Genomic DNA, 26596 nt, shown 5'->3' with positions numbered 1-26596 from the left:
GCAACAGGAGTCACAGGAGCAACTGGAGCCACAGGAGTTACAGGACTCACAGGACTCACGGGAGCAACAGGAGCAACAGGAGCAACAGGAGCAACAGGAGCAACAGGAGTAACTGGAGAAACCGGAGTAACAGGGGCAACTGGAGCCACCGGAGTCACGGGAGCCACAGGTGCTACAGGAGTAACGGGAACAACGGGAGCAACTGGAGCAACCGGAGTAACTGGAGAAACCGGAGCCACTGGAGAAACGGGAGTCACAGGGGCAACTGGAGCAACCGGAGCCACCGGAGTAACCGGAGTAACAGGAGAAACCGGAGCCACGGGAGCCACCGGAGTAACAGGAGTAACCGGAGCCACGGGAGCCACCGGAGTAACAGGAGAAACCGGAGCCACGGGAGCAACAGGAGCCACCGGAGTTACGGGGGCCACTGGAGCCACGGGAGCGACAGGAGCGCCGGGAGTAGCTGGAGCAACCGGAGTCACGGGAGCGCCGGGAGTAACCGGAGCCACCGGAGCCACCGGAGTTACAGGACTCACGGGAGCAACCGGAGTAACTGGAGCCACCGGAGCCACTGGAGAAACCGGAGCCACAGGAGCCACAGGAGCCACAGGAGCCACCGGAGCCACCGGAGCAACCGGAGCCACTGGAGTTACAGGACTCACGGGAGCCACCGGAGCCACCGGAGCCACTGGAGTTACAGGACTCACGGGAGCCACCGGAGCCACCGGAGCCACCGGAGCCACAGGCACCGCCTTTACCACAACGAATGGCTTCGGAGCTAACACAGGAGGGTCGATTATCGCCGTCATATTAGGAGGCACGGCCGTTCCACTTCCCAACAACCAGGTCTTAAATGGGGTCACGGTTAACGGAGCAAACACAGTCTTTACCGTTCCGTCAGCGGGCAATTACCTGCTTTCCTACTCGATCAATACAACAGCTGCGCTTCTCGTCAGCTCGCGGCTCGTGATCAATGGAACACCTTTCAATCCGTCGGTTATTTCCCCAGCGCTGTCTTTATCCTCGTTCAACAGCACAACGATCGCGGCGCTCACCGCTGGATCGACGATTACCTTGCAGCTGTTTGGCTTGCTCGGAGCGGCTACACTGCTTACCGGTGCAGGCGCTACCTTAACGATTGTCCGACTAGATTAAAGACAAACAAATCTTTGGGGGGAGGGCTGTCTTCGTGACCGCCTTCCTTTTTCATTCCTAAAACTGGGAGAGAAAAGGAGAAAACAGGAAAAATGCCCACAACTCAAAAGATTTGGATAATAAACGGGCAGGATATAGTATAATGTTTGCAAATATTATGCGTGTACATGCGAAGTGGGGACAGGTGGCAGATGAATGAACTGACTACATATTTGGATGAGCATGAAACAGCAATCGTGGAGACGTTTCGAGAACAGGTAGTAGCTTCCGAACACGATCAGTTTAAAGGCTTTATTCATCTCAACGGACAGGCCATGTACAGAATGGTGGTCGGGTATTTTCGCGAGCAGATTACGCATGAGGATATTAAACAGCTAGCATTTAAAGTTGCCAACGAGCGCAATCAGGCGGACATCAATATCGGGGATTTTGTTTATAATGTCTGCCTAGGACGAAGTCTGATCCTGGAGCTGCTGCAAAAGGGATCCTTTGAACCGTCTATTCTGGTACCCGCAATCGTCAAGATTAACGAGTGCTTTGATGTTTTTCTGGTACACGCCGTATCGAAATATACGGAGCTAAAAAACAACGATTTGGCGGAAAAGAAGCTGTTTATCGAGCGCTCTCACAAAGACCGCCTCACGATTCTGGGACAAATGGCTTCCAGCTTTGTTCATGAGTTCCGGAATCCGCTGACCTCCATTATCGGGTTTTCCAAGCTCCTGAAAGAGGACCATCCGAATCTTCCGTACGTCGACATCATCGTGAATGAGCTGCATCAGCTGAATTATCGGGTCTCGCAATTTTTGCTGGTCTCGAAAAAAGGGGTCATCACACGAAAGAGCGAGGTATTCAATATTCAGCAGCTCTTTGAAGAAATTCTGGCGTTTTTGTACCCGAATATCGTAGACGTCAATGCAGATATTCAGTGCTGGATTGACCCGGAGTGCGAGCTGACCGGCTACCGTGATGAGATCAAGCAGGTCTTCATCAACATCATCTCCAATGCACTGGATGCCCTCTACCGCAAGTCAGGTCAAAAAGTGGTGGGCATACGTGTCTCTCAAGTCAGCGGCATCACCCAAATTTCCATCTCGAACAACGGAATCCCGATTCCTCCTGACCTGCTTTCTGTTATTTTCGAGCCGTTTTTTACGACGAAAGAGCTTGGGACAGGGATTGGGCTGTACGTCTGCAAGGAGATTATCGAGCGGCACGCAGGAACCCTTACCTGCGAGTCCTCTGAAAAAAACACCACGTTTACGATGCAGTTCCAGCCCGCCATGGGACGCATGCACGAAAAAAAGGCCCTCGACTGAGAGGCCTTTTTTCTGTAAAGCATAAGTTCGTTATTGCAGTCTTTCCCTCCGGATTTTCCCCATGCTTGCCCACGCACGCTCCAGTCGCTTGACCAGCTGAACCAGCAGGACGGAAAAGAGAGCGCTGCACACAAAAATTCCAAGCAGGTACAGAAGAGAGTACCAGGTATTCTGAAAGATCCAGGATACTTCGCCATAGACCTGATAGAAAAAGTCTTTGAACAAAATGAGGAAGGCCGAGTGAAACAGGAAGATAAAGTAGGTGAGGCCCTTCCGAAATTTGATATGCAGATGGTCGACCAGCTCCAGGAAAAAGACCATGAGCACGAGGAAAGAAAGCAGTGTTGCAAAAACAAATGTCAGATGAACAGCCACAAAAAGCTTGCTTGAAACGACAAAATAGATCGCAGCCGCAGTAGAAACACCGGTCACCACCATGAGGATGGAGCGGTTGTTCCGTAAAAACGTGAGGATCCACTCCCGATACCAGTAGATCAGATGCCCCATATACAGGGTAAAGATCCAGGTAGGAAGCATATGGCGTGTGGTCAAGCCCAGCCAGCCCTGGTGCAGGTAATGGATGTAGACGTACTGCACAGCGAGCAAGATCCAGATGACGTAAAGAATGTTGCGCTTGGTAATGACATTTCGTAAAAAGTAGGCGATCACATAGTACTGGCAGATCATGAACACAAAGTAGAGATGGTCTCCTGTTTTGCCGAGGACGATGTTGGCGAAATCGCCTACGGAGTGGGGCATCCCATTTTTCAGCAAGTAGTGATAGAGCACCCCGGATACGAGAAACGGGATGACGATGTAGATCAGCTTGCCTGTAAAAAACTCGCGAAATGAGGGCTGCTTCCTATCAAACGAGTAGGCAGTCAGATAGCCGGTGGCGATCGTCAAAAGGACGGTGCCGTATCGACTGATCTGATTTAGGGCGACTACCCAAAAAGGATCGTTAAAGTAAAGCACGGAGGCAGTAAAGTGGCCGACTACCACCAAGAAGCTCGAAACCAGCTGAATGTAAAACAAGGACTTCAAGATTTTCGAATCCGTATACATGGCATTCTCCATTTATTTTTGTCGACTTGCGATCGCTCAAACAATAAACTCCGAATGGCTGACACTGCGGATATCCGACGTATCCCTATACGATAAAAAATGTTTCTTAGAATTATATTTGATTTTACTTGTATAGAAGCATGTAAACATTAGACGGTTTACCTGTACATGGAAGTTGCAAAAGAAACAAAGAAAAAAGCCACACCCGTTTTGTGTGACTTTGCTCCTTTACCCTCTATGCTTTTTCAGCCGTTCCATTTCTTCGCTGACCACAAACGCCAAGTCGTCGTTTCCAAAGAGAGACAGAACCCCGAGCAGGGTGGTATCGGGGATTTCCTCCGCTTCTTCTTTGGGGACGGTATTCTCCATCATCTGTGCTAGCAAAGGGTTTGAGGCCTGATCGGGATAGGCACGACGATAGATTTCCTGTGCATCCAGACCATGGTTGACACACCATTGAGCGAACACGAGTATCATCATACCTTCGTCTCGCTGGTAGGCTTGAATCACTTGTTCTTCCATCTCTTTTCGGTTCATGGGCATACTCCTCTAACAAACGTACGTCATGAGTTTATTGTAGGCCCGCTAGGCAAAAAAGAGAAGGCACAATTAGGAGTGGCGCTTGCTATGATTTGTTAAAACGGGGAGCATTTTCGTATCCTTCACCATTTGTGACTGACAGAATGGGCAGCTGGGGATTTCGTCAAAGGAAAAGTTATCTCTCATCCAGCACGTACAGCCATCATTGCTGCACATCCACACATCTGTTTCCTCTTCTTCGACCGGAACGATTGCTTTTTTAGAGAAATACAAATGAACTCCTCCTTTGCAGGGGACTTTTACCTCTATTAATGTGTGATGGAATGCCCGCGAATATACCAAGATTTTCTGGCCTATTGCAATTTTGGACGATACAGAAAAAATCATAGTTTCCCATAGCATAATGGGAAGTTTTCTGGAAATTAATCTGATGAGGAAAAGGCAGCGGATGAAAGTCCACTGCCTTTGGCTGCTATTCAGGGATGAGAATCTGGCCAGCTGCTTCTCTGTTGGAGATCGCCAGCAAAATGGTCTTGGAGAGCGTATCGGGGTGATAAGGCTTGATGAGATACCCGTTTGCTCCCCATTCAAAGGCCTTTTTCTTTTCCTCGAGCGCGCTGGAGATGATGATCGGAATGGCTTGCAGCTCGGGGGTGTCCCTCATGCCCTCAATGACCTTCCAGCCGTCCTCCCCATCTGCTAGTAACAGATCCAGCACGATGGCGTCCGGGCGAATCTTCTCGATCGCCTGCAGGGCAGGAGTGGCCTTGGAAAAAGGATAGACGGTAAAGCCTGACCCCACCAATTCGTCCCGTAACAGCTCCAGCAGGTTCGCGTCATCTTCAATGAGGACGATCTGTCCATTCGGGTGTGGCGGTATCGATTGGAAAGGGGGAGACAGACGGTTTTGATCCGCTGACCCAGGACTTGCAGACAACGGCAGCTTGACGGTAAACGTACTGCCAGTCCCTTCCTCCGAGACCACGGAGACTTCACCTTGGTGGACGCGCACGATTTCCAGGACGATGGAAAGACCCAAGCCAGTCCCACCGATTTCGCGGCGATCCGAGTTATCGACTCGATAAAATTTGGTAAATAGATGCGGGATCGACTCAGCAGGGATTCCCAGCCCTTCGTCTTGAATATCCAGGGCCAGCCTGTTTCCTTCCCGGCGGCAAATGACACGGATCTGACCGCCCTGCGGGGAGTACTTGACGGCATTGCCGATCAGGTTCATCAGCATCTGGTGCAGCTTGCTTTTATCACCGCGAATCGCGGTATGCTCGGTCAACAGCTCCAAGTGGAACGTGTGCCGCGTGGACTGTACGCGGTACAAGGCGAAAACCTCACGGATCAGCTGATCGATCGCGACTGGCTCTTCCTCATAGGATTGTCGCCCCGATTCCATCCGCTGCAGATCGAGAAAATCATTGATCAGGGCTGTCAGACGTTTCGCTTCCTGATAGATCGCGGTCATGTAGCGCTGCTGGCGCTCCGGCTTCAGCTCTTTGTTCAGCAGCAGCTCGGCAAATCCGAGTACACTGGCGAGCGGAGTCCGCAGCTCATGGCTAACCGTACTGACGAACTCCGACTTCATCTGGTCGATTTCGTATTCCTTGGTAATATCCCGGTAGACGAGCAGGGTCCCCCATTTTTTCTGATCGCGGAACAAATGCTCTGCATACAGCTGGATGTACCGGACGTGCGGATGAGTAAGCTCGATGAGATGGGTTGCGAATTCGCCTGTGCCATCTTCAGAGAGCGCTGTTTTCACAAAAGCGACGAGCTCTTGGTGATCGCGTATGAGGCCGTCCATGTGACGGAAGTAACCGGGAAGCTCCAACGTCTGACCTGCAGGACACTGATCAAATTGCAGAAGCTCGCGGAAAGTACGGTTTACCTGTACCGTTACACCATTGTTGTCGACGAGCTGAACGCCCTCTTGGATGGTATCGAGCATATCTTGCGTGATCTGGCGCTGCTTTTCCGTCTCCTCGTGCATGGCAAGCTTGTCCAAAGACAGCGAGATCTGTTTGGAAAGTCCCATGGCCATTTGCTGCTCCTGAGGGGAGAGAGCACGGCCGATGCGAGAGACGACGATACAGGCGACGAGCTCTTGATCGGCATGAAAGACAGGCAGGTACAGCTCGTTGGTCTGCGAAAAGCCTTCCTGGTAGCCTTGTTCGGCATCGGTGCTTTCTCGTACAAGCACGTAGGGCTCCCGGGTTTCCCGTACGCGGACGAGGGGTCCGTGATCCAGTCCACGTAAAAACTGATCCACCCCATGCTCCGAAACACCAAAGCTGGAGACGTCTTGATCGGTGTTCATCAGGACGATGACACCCTTGTCCGCCTCCATCACCTCGACGATGTTCCGGATAATGCTTTGCAGCAGCTCCTGCTTGTCCAACGTATTGGCAAGCGACTGAATCAGCCGGTTTCTCTTTTGCAGATAGCGCTCGTTGTCCTCCATCTTGGCGAGAGCTTCCTGCAACTCCTCCTGCTGCATCATCAGCTCATCCTGTTGGGCTTGCAGCTCTTCATTTTGTGCCATCAAGGTTTCTTCCTTGATCTGGATTTGCCGGATTAAATAGTCGAGAGAACGGGCGAGATTTCCGATTTCGTCGACGCGGTGCAGGTCTTGGAAGTGGGGAAGCTCCCCGCGGGAAAAGCGATCTGCCTCTACAGAAAGACGTTCGAGAGGGGCGCCGATATCGCGGGTGGTTCGTCTCGTTACCCAGATGGAGAAGATGAGGACGACCACGATGTAGAGGACGAACCATTGGCTTTGGCTGATCACATTGGCAAACAGCGTGCGGTTTTCTTGCAGCAGCAGCTGCTCGTTCTGCTTTTTGTAGTTGGCAGCATAGCTCATCAGGTTATTTACTTCCTGGTTCACACCACTCGACGAAAATGCACGGAGCGCTTCATAATCTCCTGCTTTTGCGTATCCAGCTGCCATCGGAAAGATGTTCGTGAAAAAGTTGCTCTGAAACGACTCGATCGAGGCGACAACAATCTGCTCCTGTGAGGTGAGCGGCAGCTTTTTATAGGCGTCGATCGCCTGTTCCAGCTTTTGCTTTTCCACGAACAATTGGTTGTATTCATTCGGATTTAAAAAGGCGTAATAGCCGCGCGCACGAAAAAAGATCTGGTTCGTGTGTTCGACGATCTGTTCCACGAGCACTCGCTTTTCCATGGAAGCTTTCAGTGTTGTCTGGTATTGAGAGAAGGCGGAGTAATTCATGTACAGCACAATGGCTGCCCCGGCAACCAGAAGCGACAGAAACGTAAGCATCATGGCAGTGAAGCGGCGGGTGATGCTTTTTTTCAAGATCTGCCTGATTTCGCTCATGAAAGCATGTCCTCCACGATCCGTACCAGCTCCATCGGGCTAAACGGCTTGGGAATGAAGGCATCCGCGCCTGCTGCACGCATTTTTTCCTGCTCGGCATGCTGGCTTTTCGCGGAGAGGATCATGATTTTGCAGCTGCCTCTCTCCGGAATCTGTTTGATGTGGAGCAAGACCTCGTAGCCCGTCAGCTTGGGCATCATGTAATCCAAAATGATCAGGTCGTAGTGGTTTTGCTCGATTCTTTGCAGGGCTTCCTCTCCATCACAGGCGATGTCCAGCTGATGACCCTCGTCCTCCAGTGTATCGCCGATCAGCATGCGCAGGACAGGTTCGTCTTCCGCAAGTAATATATGCGCCATAAATGTTCACTCCAACTCGTTCTTCTAAACCATTCGTTTGACCAGCCGCTTGATCCGTGCCTCCAGCTCCTTAGGACTGAAAGGCTTGGTCATGTAATCATCTGCCCCCAGCTGTAGAGCCCGGACAATATCATGCTCTTCGGTCCGGCCCGTCAGCATGATGACGGTATAGTGCTTGGTATTGGGCAAAGCGCGGATTCGCTGCAACACTTCCAGGCCATCCATAATCGGCATGATGCCATCCAAGATGACGAGATAGGGCTCGGGTCCCCGGTGCCAATCTCCCTGGAAAAAGACCTCGCCGTCCCGGAACTCCTGAATATCGGCATGGATCCAGCCTTCAAAGCCGGCCTTCACGGATTCGGTCAGCATCGTGCGAATCATCGGGTCGTCATCGATGATGGCTACCTTGAGCTTGATTTGTGGAGCGGCGTCGGTTTCGGAGAGAACAGCTTCCTCGATTCGGCAGCGTCCCAAGCTTTTTGCTTTATATAAAGAAGTATCGGCAACCTCCAGCCAATAGGGAAACGGTTTTTCCGCATCCGTAATTTGTACGACGCCTGCGGAGAAGCTCAAGGAAAAGGGACCGCTGGCGGATGCAAAGGTCAGCGTGCAAAACTCGTCAAGCATCTGCTGCATGCGCAGCTTCGCCTCTGCCACGGCCGTTTGCGGCATCAGGAGAATGAATTCCTCGCCGCCATAGCGAAACAGAATGTCGTTCTTGGCTGCACTGCTTTGGATAAAGGAAGCGAACCGGCTTAGGACGTCATCCCCGACCAGATGCCCGTATGTATCGTTCACTTTTTTGAAATGGTCGATGTCCAAAAAGGCGAGCGACAAAGGAGCATCGGCGCGCATCGCATCGCCCAGCAGCCGCTGGTAGGTATCCAGCAGGGAATTGCGATTGTAGGCTCCGGTCAGCTCATCCAGAAACAAGATCCGGTTCACCCAGCGCTTGCGGTATAATTGACGTTCCAGACGCACGGCCAGCTCCTCCATATCGAGTGGCTTGGACATGACATCGTCGGCACCCATGCGGTAGGCACGCAGCCGGGTTTCGCGCTCACTGTTCACGCTGATGACCGTCGTCGGGACATATTGTTTTCGGATCTTTTCGCCGAGTGTTTGCATGATTTGAAAGCCGCCTGTTTCGGGGATGTTGAGATCGACAATGAGACAGTCGGGATTCATGTCGTGAAAATAGTCCAAAGCTTTATGCGGATGAACGGTCGCGATGACGGACCAGTTGCGCTTCTCCAAATATTCTTTTACATACATCAACAAGGTGACATCATCATCTAATATCAACACGAGAGGCTGGCTTTCGTAGCAGTTTTCCCGTGAATTGTTCGGATTCTCCAATAACAGGTCTTGTTCCATGCGCTGTTCATAGCATAAAGTGATCAGCGAAAGCAAAAATTCACGCCACTGGGCAGGTTGCCACTTTTTGGGCGGCATCGCTTCCAGCTTGTCCAGAAGCGTCTGGGACAGCTGGGACAAATCGGTGAGTCCAATTGTTCCTGAGGTTCCCTTTAAGGAATGCAGAAACCGGTATAATTCTTCATGGGGGAGTGGTCCGTTTTGATCGAACCACGCCTCCAGCTGCTTGTGAATCTGGGTCATGAGTGCTTCTCGATACTTCATCATGCCGTACGATCCCCCTGTAGTCTGGTGAACCCAAGCAGTCAGGGAAGACTGCTTGGCCAATTGTTTCCACGTTTATGATTTGGTATGGTACATCTAGCGAGTGAAAAATGTGCCGTTACTGGAGAGGCAATCCCGTGCAGGGGGAAGGTCAGGAAGAGGGAAGGGGACACAGGTGCGAAAAGCGTTATTGACGGCTAAACCCTTCTTCTTTCAAGTAGTTCTCTGCTTCCACATACGATTCAAAGGAAGCTTCCAGGTTCAAGCCATGGTAGACGTTCCACAGTGAGTCTTCCTGCTGGAGCTGCAAGGTGTTGTTTTGCTTGTCGATCCACGTTTCCGCAAGCTCCTGCTTGCCAGCGTTTGCTTGTGGAGCGACTGGACGAGCGTGAGACAGCATTTCGATGGAAGCTTCGATGATGGTTCGCAGCTCCTCTGCCGAGAAATCGCGAATGTTGACGAGTCCTTTGTCATCTTTGCGATAGCCTTTCAAAAACGCGCCATATACGAAGCCGTTGCCATTCGGATGGAGATGGTACACGACTGTTTTTTTCTCGTGCAAACTGCCTTCATAATGAAAGTTCACCCGCTTCAGAGAGACATCATTGCGTGTCAGCTGCGGGAAAGATTCAATAATCGCCAGTTTTTCTTCAAAAGTAAGCATGGATTCCTCCGATGAGATAGTTTTGTTTGTCGATTATATCATAGCTTATGGAAAGAACGAAAAAGATCGTGGATTGTCGAAAAAGGAGAAGAAATGATGAACGGAAAAAATCGCAAAGACATCGCAGCAGGTCTCGAGGTCGATATTGTATTGAAGCAGGATCAACGCACAGGGAAGCGTACGCGGGGAATCGTCAAAGACATATTGACCAATTCCGGCACACATCCGCATGGCATCAAGGTACGACTCACAGATGGCCAGGTCGGCAGGGTGCAGGAGATCTATCCCAAGCGCTAGGGAAGGACAGGAGGAGAGCCGTATGGATGAAAGAGAGTACTTTCGCCGAATGGGCGTGAAAATCGAAGACATTCGTATCGATTACGAGTCCTTGTGCCTGATCCAGGAGCGGCATATGCTGTCCATTCCATTTGAAAATCTCGATATAATGAGCGGCAGGCCAGTTGCCATCACACCGGAAGCGCTCCACGACAAGATCGTAGGGAGAAAGCGGGGCGGCTACTGCTATGAGCTGAATGGTCTTTTGGCACTCATGCTGCAAAAAGTGGGTTTCTCGGTAACGCTGTTGTCCGGCAGGGTCTGGCGCAGGGATGGCAGTTGGGGACCTGAATTCGATCATATGGCGCTCTTGGTGCATCTTGAGGAAGACTATTTCGTGGATGTCGGCTTCGGGGATTCCGCACGGTTACCGATGCGGCTAACCGGTGAAGTGGTGGAGGATGCTGGCGGGGCCTACCGGATCATGGCAGATTCGGCTCCAAATACGTATCTGTTCCAAAAGCGCACGGAAGAGGGCTGGAGCTCGACCCTGCAGTTCACGACTACGCCGCGTCGTCTTGAAGACTTTTCCGAGATGAATCACGAACAGCAAACGAGTCCAAACTCCCACTTCGCGCAAAGGAGGATTTGTTCACTCGCGATGCCGACAGGGAGAATCACAATCTCCGGGGATACGTTCATTGAAACCAACGGGACGGCGAAAACCACGAGGCAGATCAAGTCGGATGAAGAGCTGGAGCAGCTTCTCCGCAGCAGCTTTGGGCTTGCCAAAGAAAAGTAGGGCATAGAAAAACGGGCAAAGCCACAGTGGGCTGCCCGTTTTTTCTATAGATAGCCTACCGATACGAGTCGTGACTTGGCACGAGTACGTCTTCTTCTGAAGGGCGCACGATAATGAACGGATGCAGATTGCTCAAACCGTGCAAGCAGGTGTTGTGATGAGCGACGATTTGCTCTCCGCGCAGGGCGGCATTGTCCGATGTCGAATGTCCGTCCTTGACCAGTGTAACGTCGTAGCCGAGTGTTGTGGCTTTGCGGCAGGCGCTGTCGATGCAATACTCGGTTTTGCAGCCGGTGATCACCAGATGGGTAACCCCAAGTTCCTGCAGCTGCTCATGTAAGTCAGTACCGTGGAAGGAATCCGTCGCGCGTTTCCAGACCACAGGCTCATTCGGGAGAGGGGAGAGGGCCGGATGAATAGCAAATGCCTCTTCGCCAAGTCCATCCCGCACATCCTCATCCTGGACAAATAATACCGGGATCGAGCGAGTTCGCGCTTGTTCGATCAGAGCTTGAATGGTGCGGACCAATGAGTCTTTTGCAAATACGGAATCGTTGCTGGTGCCCTCGATGATTCCGACCTGGGCATCGATAACGAGCAAAGCTGTCTGGTGGTTCATGAACATCCTCCTAGGTAGAGGGGAGAGTTTAGCGGTGCAGCTCCCCCTTATGGTTGTTTTTCAAAACGATCGCTGTATGAGTATTCCGAAGAGTGATTTTGTTCAGATTCGCCAACTCCTTTCTTCCTATAAACGAAGCAAAGCTACAGAAATCTGGCAAGCAGCCAGCCTGCAAAAGAAGTATAGCATGAAGATACTGGAAGTTATAGACAAAAAAAGACCAGCTCTCGTCCTTTACGGCATACGAGCTGGTCTTTCTTGAACGTATAGGAATTTATAAGCGTAAGGCTTATGAATTCCGGAGCGCATGACGAAGTGCCTCAGCGTCCGCTTCTGGCATTCCTTCGGTAAAACTTTCCGCTAAAACGCGGTCGCTCCTCCTCGAACTGGCCTCGATAGAGGTTTTCTTATGTTTGGGCAAAGCTTATGACTCAATTTCCTTTTTCGGTACAAACTGAAAGATATCGTGTGACTCAAAGGAATCGATCAACCGGGACAGCCAATGGTAGTACTCCAGCCCATTCTCGATGCGCTCGATGCTGAGTTTGACACGTTCTTTGTCTTCATCCGAGAGACCGTCTGCTTCGAGGAGAGCATTCAGCTCCTGCAGAGACTTTTTCAGGCTCATGCCGTTTTGCTCGCAAGCGTGTCTCCATTTGACGGAGAAGAGATCGATGAAGTTCTGGTACCAATCCAGATTGACTTCATAATGATCCTTTCTCGTTCCTTTTTTCCATATCTTTTCTACCATATTTAAGTCCATTAACGTACGAACGCCGGTACTCATGCTGGTCTTGCTCATTCCGAGCGCTTCACCCATTTCATCGAGCGTCATGGACTTGTCCTGAAACAGCAACGTGCCATACAACAGTCCTGTCGACATGGTAATACCGTACAAATCCATGTTCCGAGCAAGTGTCTCGATCACGCGTTCCTGGGCTTTTTCAAGGATTCTTTCCTGATTGGTATCCATTTTGAAAAAAGCAGCTCCTCTGGTGTTTCAATTGTAACCTGTTTAAGATTGTACGTTTCTAACCGGGAAAAGTAAATGGAGATATTGTACAGTATATACGAGTTATTCTGCGAATACGGTAAGAAAAGTACGTAAAGTTTTTTCTGAACGCTGAAAATGCCCGATTATCGGTCCTCACCCAATTTGAGGGAAAAATGAAGCCCCGATACAATTGTAAGGGTAGTGATCGTCCGGAATACGGGCAGAAAGTTGGAGGTGACCATATGCCCAAGATTACTGTAGAAAACTTGACGAAGATCTTTGGACGCCAGCCAGGGCGCGCGTTACCTCTCGTGAAGCAGGGAAAGACCAAAGGGGAAATATTGAAAGAAACGGGTCTGACTCTCGGGGTAAATCAAGCGAGCTTTGAAGTGCATGCGGGTGAGATTTTTGTCATCATGGGGCTCTCGGGTAGCGGGAAGTCCACCTTGGTCCGGTTGTTGAACCGCTTGATCGAACCAACGGAGGGCAAAATTCTGATTGACGGTGTAGACATCGTCAGTATGAATGCAGAGCAGCTTCAGCAAGTCAGACGTAAAAAGCTAGGAATGGTCTTTCAGAAATTCGCATTGTTTCCACACAGAACGGTGCTGGAAAATGCGGCTTACGGTTTGGAAATCCAAAATATGCCGAAGAGCGAGCGGGAACAGAGAGCCAAAGAGTCGCTCACGCTCGTTGGACTCGGCGGCTGGGAGCAGAGCTATCCCGACCAGCTGTCCGGGGGGATGCAGCAGCGTGTGGGTCTGGCACGGGCACTGGCCAATGATCCTGATGTGCTGTTGATGGACGAGGCATTCAGCGCACTCGATCCACTCATTCGCAAAGACATGCAGGATGAGCTGCTGGAATTGCAGAGCTCGATGCAGCGAACCATCATCTTTATTACGCATGATCTGGATGAAGCGCTGAAAATCGGGGATCGCATCGCACTGATGAAGGATGGGGCGATCGTACAAATCGGTACGCCGGAAGAAATCATGACGAATCCAGCCAATGAGTACGTAGAGCGCTTCGTGGAAGACGTAGACCGCTCGAAAGTCCTGTCGGCTGAGCATGTCATGAAGCGGGCAGAGACGATTACGTTGGATCGCGGACCGAGCGTCGCCATGCAGATGATGCGTGATCGCGGTGTATCCAGCCTGTACGTGGTCGACCGCAAAAAGACGCTTCTCGGTGTGCTTACTGCGGATGCGGTTAACGACGCCAAGCTGCACGGCAAAACGCTTGAAGAAGTCATGCGCAGAGACGTGCCAAAGGTGGGGCCGCAGACGTTGCTAAACGAGCTGTTTGACCTCGTGGCGTTCTCCGATATCCCCGTCTCCGTGATCGGGGAGCATGACCGCTTGCTTGGGATCATCGTGAAAGGGGCCGTCTTGGGCGGCCTGGCAGGGAAAGTCAATCAGGAAAGTACACTGCCGACTGAACAAGAAGGGCAGGTGAAAGTATAATGAGTCAACTATTTCCAAAGCTGCCTCTCGACGAGTGGATTGAAGTGATCGTCGACGGGCTGGACGAACATTTGGGGTTTGTGTTTGACCTGATATCCGCAGCCATCGGAGGGACAGTTGATCTGTTCAATGCGATCTTGACGGGACTACCGTTTTGGCTGGTCATTATCCTGTTCGTGCTGATTGCCTATCGGGCAGGAAGATGGACGATGGCTCTTTTTACCTTTATTGGCTTATTGCTGATTCAAAACCTGGGTTACTGGGAGCATTCGATGGAAACACTTGCGCTGGTGTTGACCGCCGCTTTGATATCCGTCGTCATCGGGATTCCGATGGGGATCTGGTGCGCGAAAAACGAATCGGTGCAGAAAGTCGTCACGCCGTTGCTCGACTTCATGCAGACGATGCCGGCCTTTGTGTATTTGATTCCCGCCATCTTTTTCTTCGGGCTGGGGAAGGTACCAGGCGTGATCGCTTCGGTGATCTTTGCGATGCCGCCGACCATCCGCCTGACCAATCTGGGGATTCGCCAAGTCCCTGCTGATTTGATTGAGGCTTCCGATGCTTTCGGATCGACCTACTGGCAAAAACTGACGAAAGTACAGCTGCCGATTGCGAAAACGACGATGATGGCAGGGATCAACCAGAGCATCATGCTGGCGCTGTCCATGGTCGTGATCGCTTCCATGATTGGAGCAAAAGGATTGGGTGCGGATGTGTACCGCGCCGTGACGCAGATCAATATCGGTCAAGGCTTTGAAGCAGGTCTCGCGATTGTGATCATGGCGATTTTGCTGGATCGCATCACGCAAGGGGTAGGAAAGAGAAAAAACGCGTAGGAGGGGTTTTCATGAAAAAGGTTACGATGATCAAAGGATTGGCAGTCGCACTGGGGATGAGCATGTTTCTTGTGGGATGCGGAAGCAGTAACGCACCGCAGGAGGGCAGCCAGCCGCCAGCAGGAAATACGGAATCGGCCCAAGGCAGTGTCGGTGAGCAAGTCGATCACAAAATTATCGGGATTGACCCAGGTGCCGGCTTGATGAAAGCAACGGAAAAAGCGATAAAAGACTACGACCTGCAAGGATGGGAGCTGGTTGAGGGCTCGAGCGCAGCCATGACAGCAGAACTGACCCAGGCGTATAAGGATAAGAAGCCAATTATCGTGACGGGCTGGACACCACACTGGATGTTCTCCAAATTCGAAATGAAGTACCTCGAGGACCCAAAAGGCTCTTACGGCAAGGATGAGCAAATTCACACCATCGTCCGCAAAGGTCTGAAAGAGGATCAACCGAGCGCGTATGCTTTCCTCGACAAGTTCGAGTGGAAGCCAGAGGACATGGAAAAGGTTATGCTCGAAATCGCGGACGGGAAAAAGCCGGAGGAAGCTGCGGCGCAGTGGGTGAAAAACAACGAGGAAACCGTCAACAAGTGGGTCGAGGGCATCCAGCCTGCTGAAGGTAAAAAGCTGACACTCGCTTATGTGGCATGGGATTCCGAGATTGCCAGCACGAACGTCGTGAAAACCGTCCTGGAGCAAAAACTGAAGTATCAGGTAGAGCTGAGCCAAGTGGAGGCAGGCCCAATGTGGGTAGGTGTATCCAATGGTGACGTGGACGGTATGGTAGCGGCTTGGCTGCCGACGACACATGAAGACTACTTTAAGAAATTGGGCGAAAATGTAGAGGATCTCGGTCCAAACCTGAACGGTACCAAGCTGGGACTGGCCGTTCCAACCTACATGAACGTAAACTCCATTGAAGATCTGAAGAAGTAATTTAGTAAAGCCAGTATGACCCAGCTCCAACCTCTAGTAATGAAGCCTCGGCTCGAACATGTTTCGGGCAGAGGCTTCTTTTTTGTACAGTAAGAATGGCAGCGATAGAGGTTTTCTTATGCAGGGCTGTTTAATGGCGGCTAACGGCTTTCACGCACAGGCGGCCAAGCATGGTGTGGACCCAAAGAGCCGGGGACAGGCGCAAAGACACGGAGAACAAGATTGAAATTTCCTGCCGGAGTAGGCAGCCAGTTCGCATGTGGATCCCGGGGAGGTGACTTTTGCAGCACGATGTCGAGAGAGCCGTCCGGACCCAGCTTCAGGGTGCCGTTGTTGCTGCGGACAGAGGCGCGGCCAGCTTCTGTTTTTGCTAGAAACAGCTGGTTGTCGTAGACGTTGATCGACCAAAAGGCTGTCGTCTTGGGGAGCTGGTCGCGGTCAAAATGCAGCGTATACGATTTCTCGCCCGTAAGAAGGCGGTTTTGTCCGTCCGTATAGGCACGAAAGTAGGCTTCCTTTTCTGGAACGTTGGCACCGATGCCGGAGTAGGCAATGAAGGCGCGTGCGAGAAATTGATCATCGTATGTGCCGATGGGTGAAAAAGAGCCCCAGCCATTTCGGACAGTCGTGTAAGGAAGAAAGCCGTTTTCCACGACAGATGGACCGTCCTGCAAAGCGCGCAGCAGCCCAGCCCGGCTCGCCGGATCGATCCGAGCGGAATCAAACCCATTTTGTACATCGATTCCTGCCAAAGCAAACTGATTTAGCAGAACAAAGTCACAGGCAGGGGGTGGATTTTTGCGAATCATATCCGTCATCACCTGAAAAAATGACAGGGAAGTCCGCACATCCTTTGGGACTTCGGGGGTAGCTTCGTTTACGCCCGAGGCTTTCCCTTTCCCCTGCTGCAACGGCTTGATTTGAATCTGCCGTTCAAAGGCGGTAGCTTGCGGCAAATCGTCAGCGCCCTTCACCTCCACGCGCCCCAAGAGCCAGACGGTATTGGTCGGCGCGTATATTTTCTGGATGCCTGCAGGCAGTGGTCCTCTCCAATCGGGGCCGACGATGACACTTTGCCTGGCTTGCTGCTTCGTTGCGCGATTGGATTCGTTGTGAAATGTATTCGTATAGGCATCCAGCATTTGTACCGTATAGTAGCGGTTTTGCGGATTATCCGGCACCTGGAGGAGGATAGGGGTGCGGGACAAATCCAGCCAAGCGTTCAGATAAAGTGTATCCGAGTTCGGCGTGACGATGGTCCGAAAGCCGGGCGTCGCTACGGCATCCGTGTAGACGAACTCATTGAGCGGGGCCAGCTGGTTTGTCATCTCTCCCATCGTTTTGGCTACGAGGACGAGGGGATAGCCGTAGATGTACGCTTGGAGCCCTACTGCATACGCGAGATTTTCGCGTGAATGCACCGAGCTGCTGGGTTCGGCTATCCGGTTTTTTCGGGTCCCAGGCAGCGAGTGCGCGGGGAGCAGGCTGGAGTGTGAACGCAATGAGCGACAAGAGGCAGAAAGTCAGCAGGCTGTAGCGGATGTATCTTTTCATAAAAAAACAGTCCCCCCTCGAAAGACGGAAAATGATGGTCAACCGTATTCTTCACGGAGGAGGGGCTTTTATGCACAAAGCGGTGGCTTGGAGAGTGTCACGGAAACAGGGAGCCTGCGAGCGAGATGCAGAGGGTGAGTGTCACCGTACTCAGCAGCGTGGAGACAAGCACGGCTTGGGCAGCGAATTCGGGTTCGTTATTGTATTCCAATGCAAGGGCTGCACTATTACGTGAAGTGGGGATGGCGCTGGCAATGAACAGAGCTTGTGCGGTCATGCCATCGAGGCCGAGGAGCGTAATCACTCCATACGCAACAATGGGAGAGACAATCAAACGCAAGAAGCTGCTCGCCACAACCAGCCACGTATTCTTTTTCAGAGCTACAGAAGCGATTTGCGCGCCGATGCTGACCAGTGCTAGGGCGAGCATGCCATTGGCTGCCTGCTTGGCTGGTACCCACAAAAAGTCAGGGACAGAAAGCTGCAGAAGATTGCACAGCAGGCCAAGAATGATCGCATACAAAACGGGAAGCCGAAAAAAGTGACGAATCGAGCCGAGCAAGCCCTTTGTGGCAGCACTTGCTTTTAGCAGTCCAAAGGTAAAGGTCACCAAAATCTCAAATACGACGACAACAATCTGAATGGACATAGCGAGCGGATCGTGGCGAAAAGCGAGATCGTTTACGGGGATTCCGATATTTCCGTTGTTGGTAAGAACGACGCTGTTCGAGAAGCTGGCGGAAATCCCTTTGGAAAAGCGAAACAGCCTGCTGATGCCTTCTGTCAGGATCAGCAGCAAGACAAACTGAAGCAGCAAAAATCCAAACACTTGCAAAAGTAGGACAAAAGACAGCTTTGCTTCATAGATTTTCACGAAAGCGATCGCCGGGACAAAAAAATAAAGAATGAGCTTGGACAAAGTATTCATATCCAAACGAAAGGCGCGATGAAGAATGGCGCCGATCCCGATCAGTACGACGATGGGGGCAATGATTTGGCCGGAAGTAGTGAGAAAGACAGACATGGTATTCCTCATTTCTACAAAATAGAATTCAGATGATTGGAAAGAATTGTACTCCTCGGGTAATAGAAAGGGAAGGCTGTTTTTCTCGGCAAGAGGGAAAAAAGCGAGCATGATGTCGAATGTGGGAAGAATAGGATGTAAGAGGACAAGGAGATGGAGGTAGCCGTGGAACATCATTTGGATTTGTTTTTGATGAAATACGGATATGTAGGGATCTTTTTTGCCTTGGCGCTAGGTGTCTTGGGGGTGCCCATTCCAGACGAGGTGTTGATGACCTACGCGGGGTATGCCGTTTCCCGTGGGGTTCTGCAGATGCCGTACACGCTCCTAAGTGCTTTTTTAGGTGCGTCAGCAGGCATTTCCATCAGCTATGCCATTGGATTGAAATGGGGACTGCCGCTGTTGATCAAGGTAGGTCCTTATTTGCACATTTCGCCGAAACGAATCGAGTCCACGCAGAAGCTGTTTGCCCGCTACGGGTCGTACTTGCTGCTGGTTGGCTATTTTTTGCCGGGAGTTCGTCACATTACGGCTTACTTGGCAGGGATCGCTTCCATGGATTTTCGGCGCTTTGCCGGATTTGCTTACGCAGGTGCATTGATCTGGAGTCTGACCTTTTTGCTATTGGGAAGGACCCTGGAGCGGGAGTGGTTCAAGGTCGTTGTCTACATTCGCCACTACGGCTTGACCTTTTTGTTGATTGCCGCTGCGCTCGGTCTGGCTACGTACCTCATCGTAAAATGGCGGCAAAACATAAAAGCGGGTTGAAAGGAAAAAGGACAAGAATGGAAAAAATAAGTCTTTACAAACCGTCGGTCGGTTTGTAAAATGAACAGCATAAAGAACGAATCGAGGAGTGAGTGTCCGTCATGATTCAAACCTTATTTTGGATTTTCGTTGATCTGATTCCCTTTTTTGTCGCCTTTCAAGTAGAACCGCCTGCGCTTGGGCTCACGATCGGCTTTGTGCTTTCTGCTTTGATCTATCTGTTTCAAAGGAAGAAATTTGGGGAAGTCACAACGATCATCCGAATCAAAGTCTATTACTTTTTCTTTGGCATTTGGGTTGCCCTGCTGCTTCCATCCTTTCATCTGTTCGACTTCACACAGCTGTTCATGTACGGGATTCTGACACTGGCATCCGCCATTTCTCTCGTTATCAAAAAGCCTTTTACCCTCCAGTACGCCAAAAAAGTAGTACCGGAAGCATTTACGACACATCGCCTGTTCTACCTCTCCAACTTTTGGCTGACGCTTATCTGGGCGGTTGCCTTCGCCTTATCGTTGATCTGCTCGGCTTTGTATGCGATGAGAATCATCTCGGGGGAGGCAGGCGTCACGCTGGTGCACGTGTGGAATATGATCGGCTTGGCAGCTACGATTTTGGTACGCCCGATCGTCAAACGCTTTTTCTTGAATAGGCAAGGTTAACGAGAGAGCTGATGAAAAAAGCTCTTCCTTTTTCGAAAATTAACAAACCGCCAGTCGGTATGCAAAGAAAGGCAGGGAGCTTCATTGGAAAAGAAAAAGCCCAAAAAACAAAAAGTCGTCTTGCTGTCCGTTCTCATGGTGGTCGCGATCGTCGTCGGCTACTACGGCTATCAAGGGTATTTCTACGTGAAAACAGAGGATGCGATGGTGACAGGTGACATTTATAAAATAGCTCCCAAAGTCGCCGGAAAGCTCAAAAGCGTCCGGATCGACGAGGGGAGCGAGGTACAAAGCGGGCAAATTGTAGCGGAGCAGGAGCAGGTAAATGCGACGAACAGCGTGCAGCTCGAAAACACGGCTATCCGTTCGCCGATCAGCGGGGTCATTTTGCAGCGAGCGGCCAAAGCAGGAGAAGTGGTCGGGGCTGGCAATACTGTTGCGCTGGTCGTCGATAAACACCAGCTGTACGTGCAGGCGAATGTGGAAGAGACAGATGCCGGCTACATTGCGCTCGGGCAAAAGGTAGAGATCGAGCTGGATATGTACCCGGGACGTACGTTCACGGGGACGGTCTCGAAAATCGGGGAAGCGACGCAATCGACGTTTTCCTTGCTGCCGCCCACCAATGCCGGGGGGAATTTCACCAAGGTGACGCAGCGCATTCCGATCAAGATCGCTTTTACGGAAGGTCCGTATGATTTTCAGCCTGGCTTGAATGCAAAAGTCAAGATTCACGTGAGATAAGGATGTGAGGGAATGAGTCCAGAGGAAAACTTTTGGCCTGGCGTGCTGGCCATTGTGCTGGGAACCTTCATGGCTGTCCTGGATACGAGCATCGTCAACGTCGCCATTCCCGAGATGATGCATGTGTTTGGGGTTTCGACCGAGGACATTCAGTGGGTAGTGACCAGCTACACGCTGACGATGGCTGCCGTCATTCCACTCGCAGGCTTCGTAGGAATCCGCTTTGGGATCAAAAGAAGCTATTTGGTCAGTCTCTTGCTGTTTACGGTCGGTTCGCTTCTTTGCGGTTTGGCGTGGAGCAATGGCAGTATGATCGCTGCTAGGATCGTTCAGGCAGCAGGAGGCGGGCTGATGATGACAATCGGTCAGTCGATGATTCAGCTCGTCGTCCCACGGGAGAAGATGGGGCCAGCGATGGGGGTCTTCGGAATCTCGGTGTTTGTCGCTCCCGCTGTAGGGCCGACGCTGAGCGGTTACTTTGTGCAGCATATGGATTGGCGGTTCATTTTTACGGTCAATATTCCGTTTGGGGTCATCGCGATGCTGTTAGTCTGGCGCTTTTTGCGAGAAGGGGAAGTGAAAAAGAATCACCCTTTTGATCTGGCTGGCTTTGTATGGTCGGCAGCCGCACTCGTCAGTCTCTTGCTCGCCGTTACGAAAGGGGAAAAAGAGGGCTGGGACTCCTTTTACATCGTGTCTCTGCTGCTCACGGCTTTGATCTGCGGCACCTTGTTCGTCATCCGTGAGCTGTCGACAGACCATCCGCTGGTCGACATCCGTCTGCTTGCCAATCGTAATTTTACGCTCGGACTTTTGGTGAACAGCATGATTATGGTCGGCAACTTCGGAGTCATTTACCTGCTGCCGATCTACTCGGAAAACATGCTCGGCAAGACGGCGATGGATACAGGGCTGCTCATGCTGCCTCAAGCGCTTGCCTCGGGGATCGTCACACCGATCAGCGGAATGCTGGCAGCGCGGGTGGGCTTGAAGCCGTTTATTGTGACGGGTCTGATCTTTTGCCTGGGATCAGGTTTTCTGATCTCTCGAATCGATCTGGACACGGACGTGAGCACGCTGCAGTGGCTGCTCGCCCTGCGCGGAGTCGGGCTGGGGATGTGTCTCATGACCTCCATGCAGATTCCGCTCCTAGCTGTTGGAGACCCGGCGCGTGTACCGGCAGCGTCTGTCATTACGAACATCTCCCGTCAGATCGCGACCTCGATCGGGATCGCGGGCCTCATCAGTTTGTTTACTCATCGCAGTGTCGAGCATGCGGTCCACGCCAGCGAACAGGTGACAGCGACACAGCCTCCGGTGATGACCGCTTTGGAGCAGTGGCAGCAAATGTATGTGGCAAAAGGGCTTTCTCTTCAGGAAGCCGCCGCATCCGCCCTGCAGCTCATGGGGCAGCTGGTGAAAAAGTATGCCGCCATTCAGGCATTGCAGGACAGCTTGCTCGTAGCAGCATGGATTTTGGTTGTGGCTTTTCTCGTTATGTTGGTTGTAGGGGAAAACAAGGAAGCGCTGCAGGGTACGAAGGAACAACCATCCCAGTCAGCGATGCTGGAGTAATAGGAAGGAAGGGTGTAACCCGATGAAGAGAAGAGCATGGGGAAGTGCAGCAGCAGGGATTGCTTTGCTCGTCGTGTTGACAGGATGCGGGCAAGTGCAGCCGGTTGCGCTGACAGCTGCTGCGGGCGCGGGCCAGCCATCCGTACAAACGAAAGAAGCCGTTCATACGTATACGGGCAAAGTGGAGGGGATCGAGGAAGTGACGATCTACGCCAAGTCGTCCGGAAGAGTAGCGAAAGTATTCCGCGATGTTGGCGATGCCGTCGATGCAGGAACTCCGCTGTTTGGCCTGGAGCAGGAAGAGCTCGCGGCCAGCTTGCAGATGGCAAAGGCCGATCTGGCTTTGGCGAAATCGCAGTGGGAGGAAGCGAAAAAGGGCACGCGCAAGGAGGAGGTGCTTTACGCGGAAGCGGGCTGGCGTCAGGCGCAGCAGAAGTACATGGATGTAAAGAACGGCAAACGCCCCGAAGAGCTGGCCCAGCTTGAGGCTGCTTTTCAGTCCGCGAAAACGAACAAGGAGCTGGCTGCTGCGAAAAAAGAGCGAATTTACGAGCTTTACCTGCAAGGCGCTGTCGCCAAGCAAGCGTGGGAAGACGCAGAGTCTGCCTACTCTTCGGCCGATGCTCAGTTTTTGCGCAGCCAGGAAGATCTGGCGATGGCGAAGCAGGGTGCGACACAGCCAACCTTGCAGGCACTGGAAGCAAACGTGGAGCAGATGAAGGCGATGTACGACAAGGCGAAAAACGGCGCAACCTCTGAGCAGATCGCTCAATTTGCCGCCGGGGTGGAAAAAGCGCAGGCCGTAGTCGACAATGCCGAGTACCAGCTAAAAAACGCGACAATCCAAAGCCCGATCAAAGGCTATGTGAGCACCAAAAACATCCATGCAGGCGAGATGATCAGCCCGAGCACGCAAGCGATGACGGTCGTCCATACAGAAAAGGTCTACGTCGTGATCGGTGTGACAGAGGCAGAGCTCGGAAGTTTCACACGAGGAAAGGAAGTCGACGTGGCGGTCGATGCCTTGGGCAAAAGCTTTCGCGGCAGTGTAGAGCGGATCAGTCCCAAAGCAGACCCGGGTACCGATACGTTTACGGTCAAAATCATGATCGACAACAAAGAAGGTGCCCTGCGCTCCGGGATGACTGGGGTCGTCAGCCTGTAAGTGGGTACGTATCTAGAAGAAAAGCAAGGAACCTCCCTGCTGAAGTGCTGGAAGGTTCCTTGTTTTTTAGTGCCCCCGTATGGCAAGAGAGTCCTTGACCATACGCACAAACTCCAGCTGCTGCTCTCCAGACGCATTCGATTCAGCCAGCTCGAGGACATCGCGCAAGGATCCGTCCTTTGCCCAGTAGCTCTCGTGGAGAATTTCTGCATACTCGGCCACAGCAGCCAGAAATTGCAGCTCGCCGGACAGCTTCGCCTGAATTTGCAGCGGCTGGCTTGTTTCCTCTACTCTTTGGGTCGCAGCATTGTGATAGCGTATTCGTACATCGCCGAGCTTGCCGGCTGATTCGTTTTTCACTTGTACACGACAATGCCCACCGTATCCGTGGGTTGGAGCTGATCGACCAAGATGCGCAAGCTCTTTTTGACCAGCTCGCTGGCAGGAAAATAGTTATAACGAAAAAACACAGCAAAGCTGCCGCGATAATGACCTGCAGCTTTGTTACGCTAACAAGCAGGATAACGGCAGTAAGGAAGCGAAATCGATTGAGCCACAATTTTCATTATTTTAGATCTTGGAAGGAGAAGAGAAATGGCAGAGATTCTTTTGTTCCACCACTCATTGGGACTAACAAAGGGGATTAATGATTTCGCCGACAAAATCAGAGGGGCAGGTCACACTGTTCACGTTCCTGACCTTTTCGACGGTCATTTGTTTACCACGATCGAGGATGGCATGGCCTATGTCAATGAGATCGGCTTCGAAGAGATAACAGAGCGAGGTATACGTGTGGCCAGTGAGTTTCCGCGTGAGATCATCTACGCGGGGTTTTCGCTTGGTGTGGTTGCAGCTCAGAAGCTCGCTCAGACTCGTGAAGGCGCTCGTGGTGCATTGTTGTTTCACTCTTGCGTTCCGACCTCGATGTTCGGATCTACCTGGCCAGCGGAACTGCCGGTGCAAATTCATGGCATGGACGCTGATCCCTACTTCGTTGATGAGGGTGACATTGAGGCGGCACGCGAGCTCGTAGCTGCAGCCGATCATGCCGAACTCTTTTTGTACCCAGGAAATCAACATTTCTTTGCAGATAGCAGTTTGCCGTCGTATGACGCCAACGCAACGACCCTGCTGTTGCAGCGTGTACTCAAATTCCTCCAGCATTTGGATAACTGAGCGTTTGCTTAGGAACAGCGGGTTCGAAAGTTCAATGAGGCAGTCTATATCTTTATTCTTCATTTTAGATCCGTGGATTGCTTCGTTCTAACGTTGAGTCTAAAACTAATTTTCAAATACCTGGTGATTTAGAAGACCGAGACTCCGTGTACGATAAGGGGTTCCGGTCTATTACTTTATTATCATTGAACAGTAGGAGGGGATTCTTGTGAAAGCATTCAGCTATTTTTGCTCGACTCGTATTGAAATGGGGAGTGGAAAAACAAAAGAATTGCCGGCACTTCTGCAATCCCGAGGAATAGGCAAATCGGTATTCCTGGTAAGTGATCCCGGCGTCATACGCGCAGGATTGGTGGCGCCGATCCAGTCAGCGCTTGCAGAAGCGGGCTTTTCGGTGACGCTGTTTGATGCGCTGAGTCAAAACCCACGGGATACGGAATGCCTGGAAGGGGCAGCACTGTTTCGGGAGGCTGCTGCCGATGTGGTCGTCGCAGTCGGCGGAGGAAGCGCGATGGATACGGGCAAGACCATCGCGCTTTGCGGACCAAACGGAGGGACACCTGCGGATTATGCGGACGGCCGTTTGCCGTATACGAATATTGCGCCCATTGTATGTATACCGACTACTGCGGGGACAGGCTCGGAAGTGACGCGCTCGGCTGTTATTACAGAATCGACTACGCATCGGAAAATGACGTTGAAGCATGCCGCTCTGCGTCCTACGCTGGCTGTCTTGGACCCGGTCCTGACCTACAGCGTACCGCCAGCGGTTACAGCGGCAACCGGGGTCGATGCTTTGGTGCACGCCATCGAAGGCTACACCTGCAAGGTGACCAATCCCATCTCGCAGGCTTTTGGAGCGAAGGCGATGCAAACGATCGTACGGGCGCTGCCAGCAGCGTACGCCAACGGTCAGGATGAAGAGGCACGCCATGCGATGCTGGAAGGAAGCTTGATGGCAGGTCTGTGCTTCGGGTCAGCGGATGTGGCGGCAGTCCATTGTCTGGCGGAGGCGTTAGGCGGCTTGTACGATACTCCGCATGGCGTTGCCAACTCGGTGTTTCTGCCATACGTCCTCAAGTTCAACGCAGCTGATAACAAGCCAATGCATGCAGCCTTGGCCCGCTATATGGGCTTTGCCAGCGATGCGGATACCGAGGACCAAGCGATCGACAAGCTGATCGGAGGAATAACGGAGCTGACACAGAGCCTGCAAATACCGAGGCTCAAGGATTTGCCAGGTGTGCGGGAAGAGGATTTCCCGCGAATCGTGGAGCTGTCGATGAAGAACGGTTCGACGCCGAGCAATGTCCGCACGATCACCGCCGAGGATTATCTGGCTATATTACAAGAAGCGTACCGCGCGTAAGAAACAAGGAAAAACCGCAAGCTTCGTCGCACTTCCCGTGTGACCAGGCTCGCGGTCTTTTTTCTCCTTATTTGTCCCTCAGCGATTCTGAATGGTGACCATCTTTTCAAAAGTCTTCGTAAACGTTTCCAATTCATTCGGCTCCAGCGCCCCGATAATTTTTTCGAGCACTTTTCCGTAGTTTTCAATATCCTTCGTCAGGACACTTTTCCCACGATCCGTAATGGAAACGAGCACATTGCGACGATCATTTTGTCCATACACGCGAGAGACAAAGCCGCCGTCAACCAAGCGATTGATCATTGTGGAAATGGTGCTCGGGCGAACACCCAGCTTTTGTGCCAAATGCGTGATTTTGCAAGGCTGTTCTTCCGAAATGAGTGTGAGCAAATAAAATTGCGGTCTCGTCAAATCACCGCCAAACTGTTTTTGCATTTCTATCGTAATTTCTCGTTGCATTTTATTCATCGCTGCACGAATCCGAAAGGCATACTTTAGTAGATCATTCATCACGGATATCA

At 51.8% G+C, this 26596-nt stretch carries 27 protein-coding genes; 14 read left to right on the top strand and 13 right to left on the bottom strand.

Features of this window, described 5'->3' with window-relative positions; all coding sequences use genetic code 11:
- The coding region (locus EDM59_RS11835) for a BclA C-terminal domain-containing protein (RefSeq protein WP_122923780.1) at positions 1–1155 on the top strand (1155 nt) is incomplete at its 5' end.
- Between the two features lie 191 nt (positions 1156–1346).
- Positions 1347–2474, top strand: a complete 1128-nt coding sequence (locus EDM59_RS11830) for a histidine kinase N-terminal domain-containing protein (protein ID WP_122923779.1) — start codon at positions 1347–1349, stop codon at positions 2472–2474.
- Positions 2475–2504: 30 nt separating this feature from the next.
- On the opposite strand, the gene EDM59_RS11825 is transcribed toward EDM59_RS11830, so the two are convergent.
- The 7 genes from EDM59_RS11825 to EDM59_RS11795 all read right to left on the bottom strand — a co-directional run bounded on the left by EDM59_RS11825 (position 2505) and on the right by EDM59_RS11795 (position 10101).
- Positions 2505–3539 carry an acyltransferase family protein gene (locus tag EDM59_RS11825; protein ID WP_122923778.1) on the bottom strand — a complete coding sequence of 345 codons (1035 nt, stop codon included), beginning with the start codon at positions 3537–3539 and terminating at the stop codon, positions 2505–2507.
- 228 nt (positions 3540–3767) lie between these two features.
- A complete protein-coding gene (locus EDM59_RS11820; RefSeq protein WP_092273831.1) occupies positions 3768–4076 on the bottom strand; it encodes a hypothetical protein in 309 nt (102 codons plus the stop codon).
- Between the two features lie 72 nt (positions 4077–4148).
- Complete coding sequence (locus EDM59_RS11815; RefSeq protein ID WP_122923777.1) at positions 4149–4352, bottom strand: cold-shock protein; 204 nt, start codon at positions 4350–4352, stop codon at positions 4149–4151.
- A 199-nt stretch (positions 4353–4551) separates the two neighbouring features.
- On the bottom strand, positions 4552–7434 hold the full coding sequence (locus tag EDM59_RS11810) for an ATP-binding protein (RefSeq protein WP_122923776.1): 2883 nt from the start codon (positions 7432–7434) through the stop codon (positions 4552–4554).
- Positions 7431–7793 (bottom strand): response regulator, encoded by a 363-nt coding sequence (locus EDM59_RS11805; protein WP_122923775.1) that lies wholly within the window; start codon positions 7791–7793, stop codon positions 7431–7433. Before EDM59_RS11805 ends, EDM59_RS11810 begins: the two co-directional genes overlap by 4 nt.
- A 24-nt stretch (positions 7794–7817) precedes the next feature.
- Positions 7818–9440, bottom strand: coding sequence for a response regulator (locus tag EDM59_RS11800; RefSeq protein WP_122923774.1), 1623 nt, complete (start codon positions 9438–9440; stop codon positions 7818–7820).
- A gap of 184 nt (positions 9441–9624) precedes the next feature.
- Complete coding sequence (locus EDM59_RS11795) at positions 9625–10101, bottom strand: hypothetical protein (RefSeq protein ID WP_092273820.1); 477 nt, start codon at positions 10099–10101, stop codon at positions 9625–9627.
- A 96-nt stretch (positions 10102–10197) separates the two neighbouring features.
- On the opposite strand from EDM59_RS11795, the gene EDM59_RS11790 reads away from it, so the two are divergent.
- Positions 10198–10398 (top strand): YwbE family protein, encoded by a 201-nt coding sequence (locus EDM59_RS11790; protein WP_092273817.1) that lies wholly within the window; start codon positions 10198–10200, stop codon positions 10396–10398.
- Between the two features lie 22 nt (positions 10399–10420).
- A complete protein-coding gene (locus EDM59_RS11785) occupies positions 10421–11179 on the top strand; it encodes an arylamine N-acetyltransferase family protein (protein ID WP_183192893.1) in 759 nt (252 codons plus the stop codon).
- Positions 11180–11234: 55 nt separating this feature from the next.
- On the opposite strand, the gene EDM59_RS11780 is transcribed toward EDM59_RS11785, so the two are convergent.
- Both EDM59_RS11780 and EDM59_RS11770 read right to left on the bottom strand, forming a co-directional pair.
- Positions 11235–11798, bottom strand: a complete 564-nt coding sequence (locus EDM59_RS11780; protein ID WP_122923772.1) for a cysteine hydrolase family protein — start codon at positions 11796–11798, stop codon at positions 11235–11237.
- 424 nt (positions 11799–12222) lie between these two features.
- Positions 12223–12771, bottom strand: coding sequence for a GbsR/MarR family transcriptional regulator (locus EDM59_RS11770; protein ID WP_122923770.1), 549 nt, complete (start codon positions 12769–12771; stop codon positions 12223–12225).
- Positions 12772–13034: 263 nt separating this feature from the next.
- Here EDM59_RS11770 and EDM59_RS11765 point away from each other — a divergent pair, with 263 nt between their 5' ends.
- Genes EDM59_RS11765 through EDM59_RS11755 form a run of 3 tightly spaced genes read left to right on the top strand, consistent with a single transcriptional unit; the run spans position 13035 to position 16038 of the window.
- Positions 13035–14258: a quaternary amine ABC transporter ATP-binding protein gene (locus EDM59_RS11765; protein ID WP_122923769.1), complete on the top strand. Its 1224-nt coding sequence runs from the start codon at positions 13035–13037 to the stop codon at positions 14256–14258.
- On the top strand, positions 14258–15097 hold the full coding sequence (locus EDM59_RS11760) for an ABC transporter permease (protein ID WP_122923768.1): 840 nt from the start codon (positions 14258–14260) through the stop codon (positions 15095–15097). Before EDM59_RS11765 ends, EDM59_RS11760 begins: the two co-directional genes overlap by 1 nt.
- A gap of 11 nt (positions 15098–15108) precedes the next feature.
- On the top strand, positions 15109–16038 hold the full coding sequence (locus tag EDM59_RS11755; protein WP_122923767.1) for a glycine betaine ABC transporter substrate-binding protein: 930 nt from the start codon (positions 15109–15111) through the stop codon (positions 16036–16038).
- Positions 16039–16178: 140 nt separating this feature from the next.
- Here EDM59_RS11755 and EDM59_RS11750 read toward each other — a convergent pair whose 3' ends face one another.
- Together EDM59_RS11750 and EDM59_RS11745 are read right to left on the bottom strand one after the other, a co-directional pair.
- Positions 16179–17459, bottom strand: a complete 1281-nt coding sequence (locus tag EDM59_RS11750) for a DUF1254 domain-containing protein (RefSeq protein ID WP_246011011.1) — start codon at positions 17457–17459, stop codon at positions 16179–16181.
- Between the two features lie 230 nt (positions 17460–17689).
- Complete coding sequence (locus tag EDM59_RS11745; RefSeq protein ID WP_183192892.1) at positions 17690–18616, bottom strand: AEC family transporter; 927 nt, start codon at positions 18614–18616, stop codon at positions 17690–17692.
- Positions 18617–18769: 153 nt separating this feature from the next.
- Here EDM59_RS11745 and EDM59_RS11740 point away from each other — a divergent pair, with 153 nt between their 5' ends.
- The 5 genes from EDM59_RS11740 to EDM59_RS11720 all read left to right on the top strand — a co-directional run bounded on the left by EDM59_RS11740 (position 18770) and on the right by EDM59_RS11720 (position 23530).
- Positions 18770–19384, top strand: coding sequence for a DedA family protein (locus tag EDM59_RS11740; RefSeq protein WP_122923764.1), 615 nt, complete (start codon positions 18770–18772; stop codon positions 19382–19384).
- A gap of 101 nt (positions 19385–19485) precedes the next feature.
- Entirely contained in the window at positions 19486–20046 is a 561-nt protein-coding gene (locus EDM59_RS11735; RefSeq protein ID WP_122923763.1) for an amine oxidase, read from the top strand.
- Between the two features lie 84 nt (positions 20047–20130).
- A complete protein-coding gene (locus EDM59_RS11730; RefSeq protein WP_122923762.1) occupies positions 20131–20790 on the top strand; it encodes an efflux RND transporter periplasmic adaptor subunit in 660 nt (219 codons plus the stop codon).
- A 12-nt stretch (positions 20791–20802) separates the two neighbouring features.
- On the top strand, positions 20803–22365 hold the full coding sequence (locus tag EDM59_RS11725) for a DHA2 family efflux MFS transporter permease subunit (protein ID WP_122923761.1): 1563 nt from the start codon (positions 20803–20805) through the stop codon (positions 22363–22365).
- 22 nt (positions 22366–22387) lie between these two features.
- Entirely contained in the window at positions 22388–23530 is a 1143-nt protein-coding gene (locus EDM59_RS11720; protein ID WP_122923760.1) for an HlyD family secretion protein, read from the top strand.
- Positions 23531–23596: 66 nt separating this feature from the next.
- On the opposite strand, the gene EDM59_RS11715 is transcribed toward EDM59_RS11720, so the two are convergent.
- Positions 23597–23890 carry a YfbK domain-containing protein gene (locus EDM59_RS11715; RefSeq protein WP_122923759.1) on the bottom strand — a complete coding sequence of 98 codons (294 nt, stop codon included), beginning with the start codon at positions 23888–23890 and terminating at the stop codon, positions 23597–23599.
- Positions 23891–24124: 234 nt separating this feature from the next.
- On the opposite strand from EDM59_RS11715, the gene EDM59_RS11710 reads away from it, so the two are divergent.
- On the top strand, positions 24125–24706 hold the full coding sequence (locus EDM59_RS11710; RefSeq protein WP_122923758.1) for a dienelactone hydrolase family protein: 582 nt from the start codon (positions 24125–24127) through the stop codon (positions 24704–24706).
- Between the two features lie 208 nt (positions 24707–24914).
- On the top strand, positions 24915–26075 hold the full coding sequence (locus tag EDM59_RS11705; protein WP_122923757.1) for an iron-containing alcohol dehydrogenase: 1161 nt from the start codon (positions 24915–24917) through the stop codon (positions 26073–26075).
- Positions 26076–26153: 78 nt separating this feature from the next.
- Here EDM59_RS11705 and EDM59_RS11700 read toward each other — a convergent pair whose 3' ends face one another.
- A complete protein-coding gene (locus EDM59_RS11700) occupies positions 26154–26585 on the bottom strand; it encodes a MarR family winged helix-turn-helix transcriptional regulator (protein WP_122923756.1) in 432 nt (143 codons plus the stop codon).
- Positions 26586–26596 lie beyond the last annotated feature (11 nt).

The sequence above is a fragment of the Brevibacillus nitrificans genome, assembly GCF_003710965.1.
In the GTDB taxonomy this organism is placed as follows: domain Bacteria; phylum Bacillota; class Bacilli; order Brevibacillales; family Brevibacillaceae; genus Brevibacillus; species Brevibacillus centrosporus.
The sequence above is the reverse complement of the archived record's forward strand: the minus strand, read 5'-3'. Positions and strand labels throughout refer to the sequence as shown.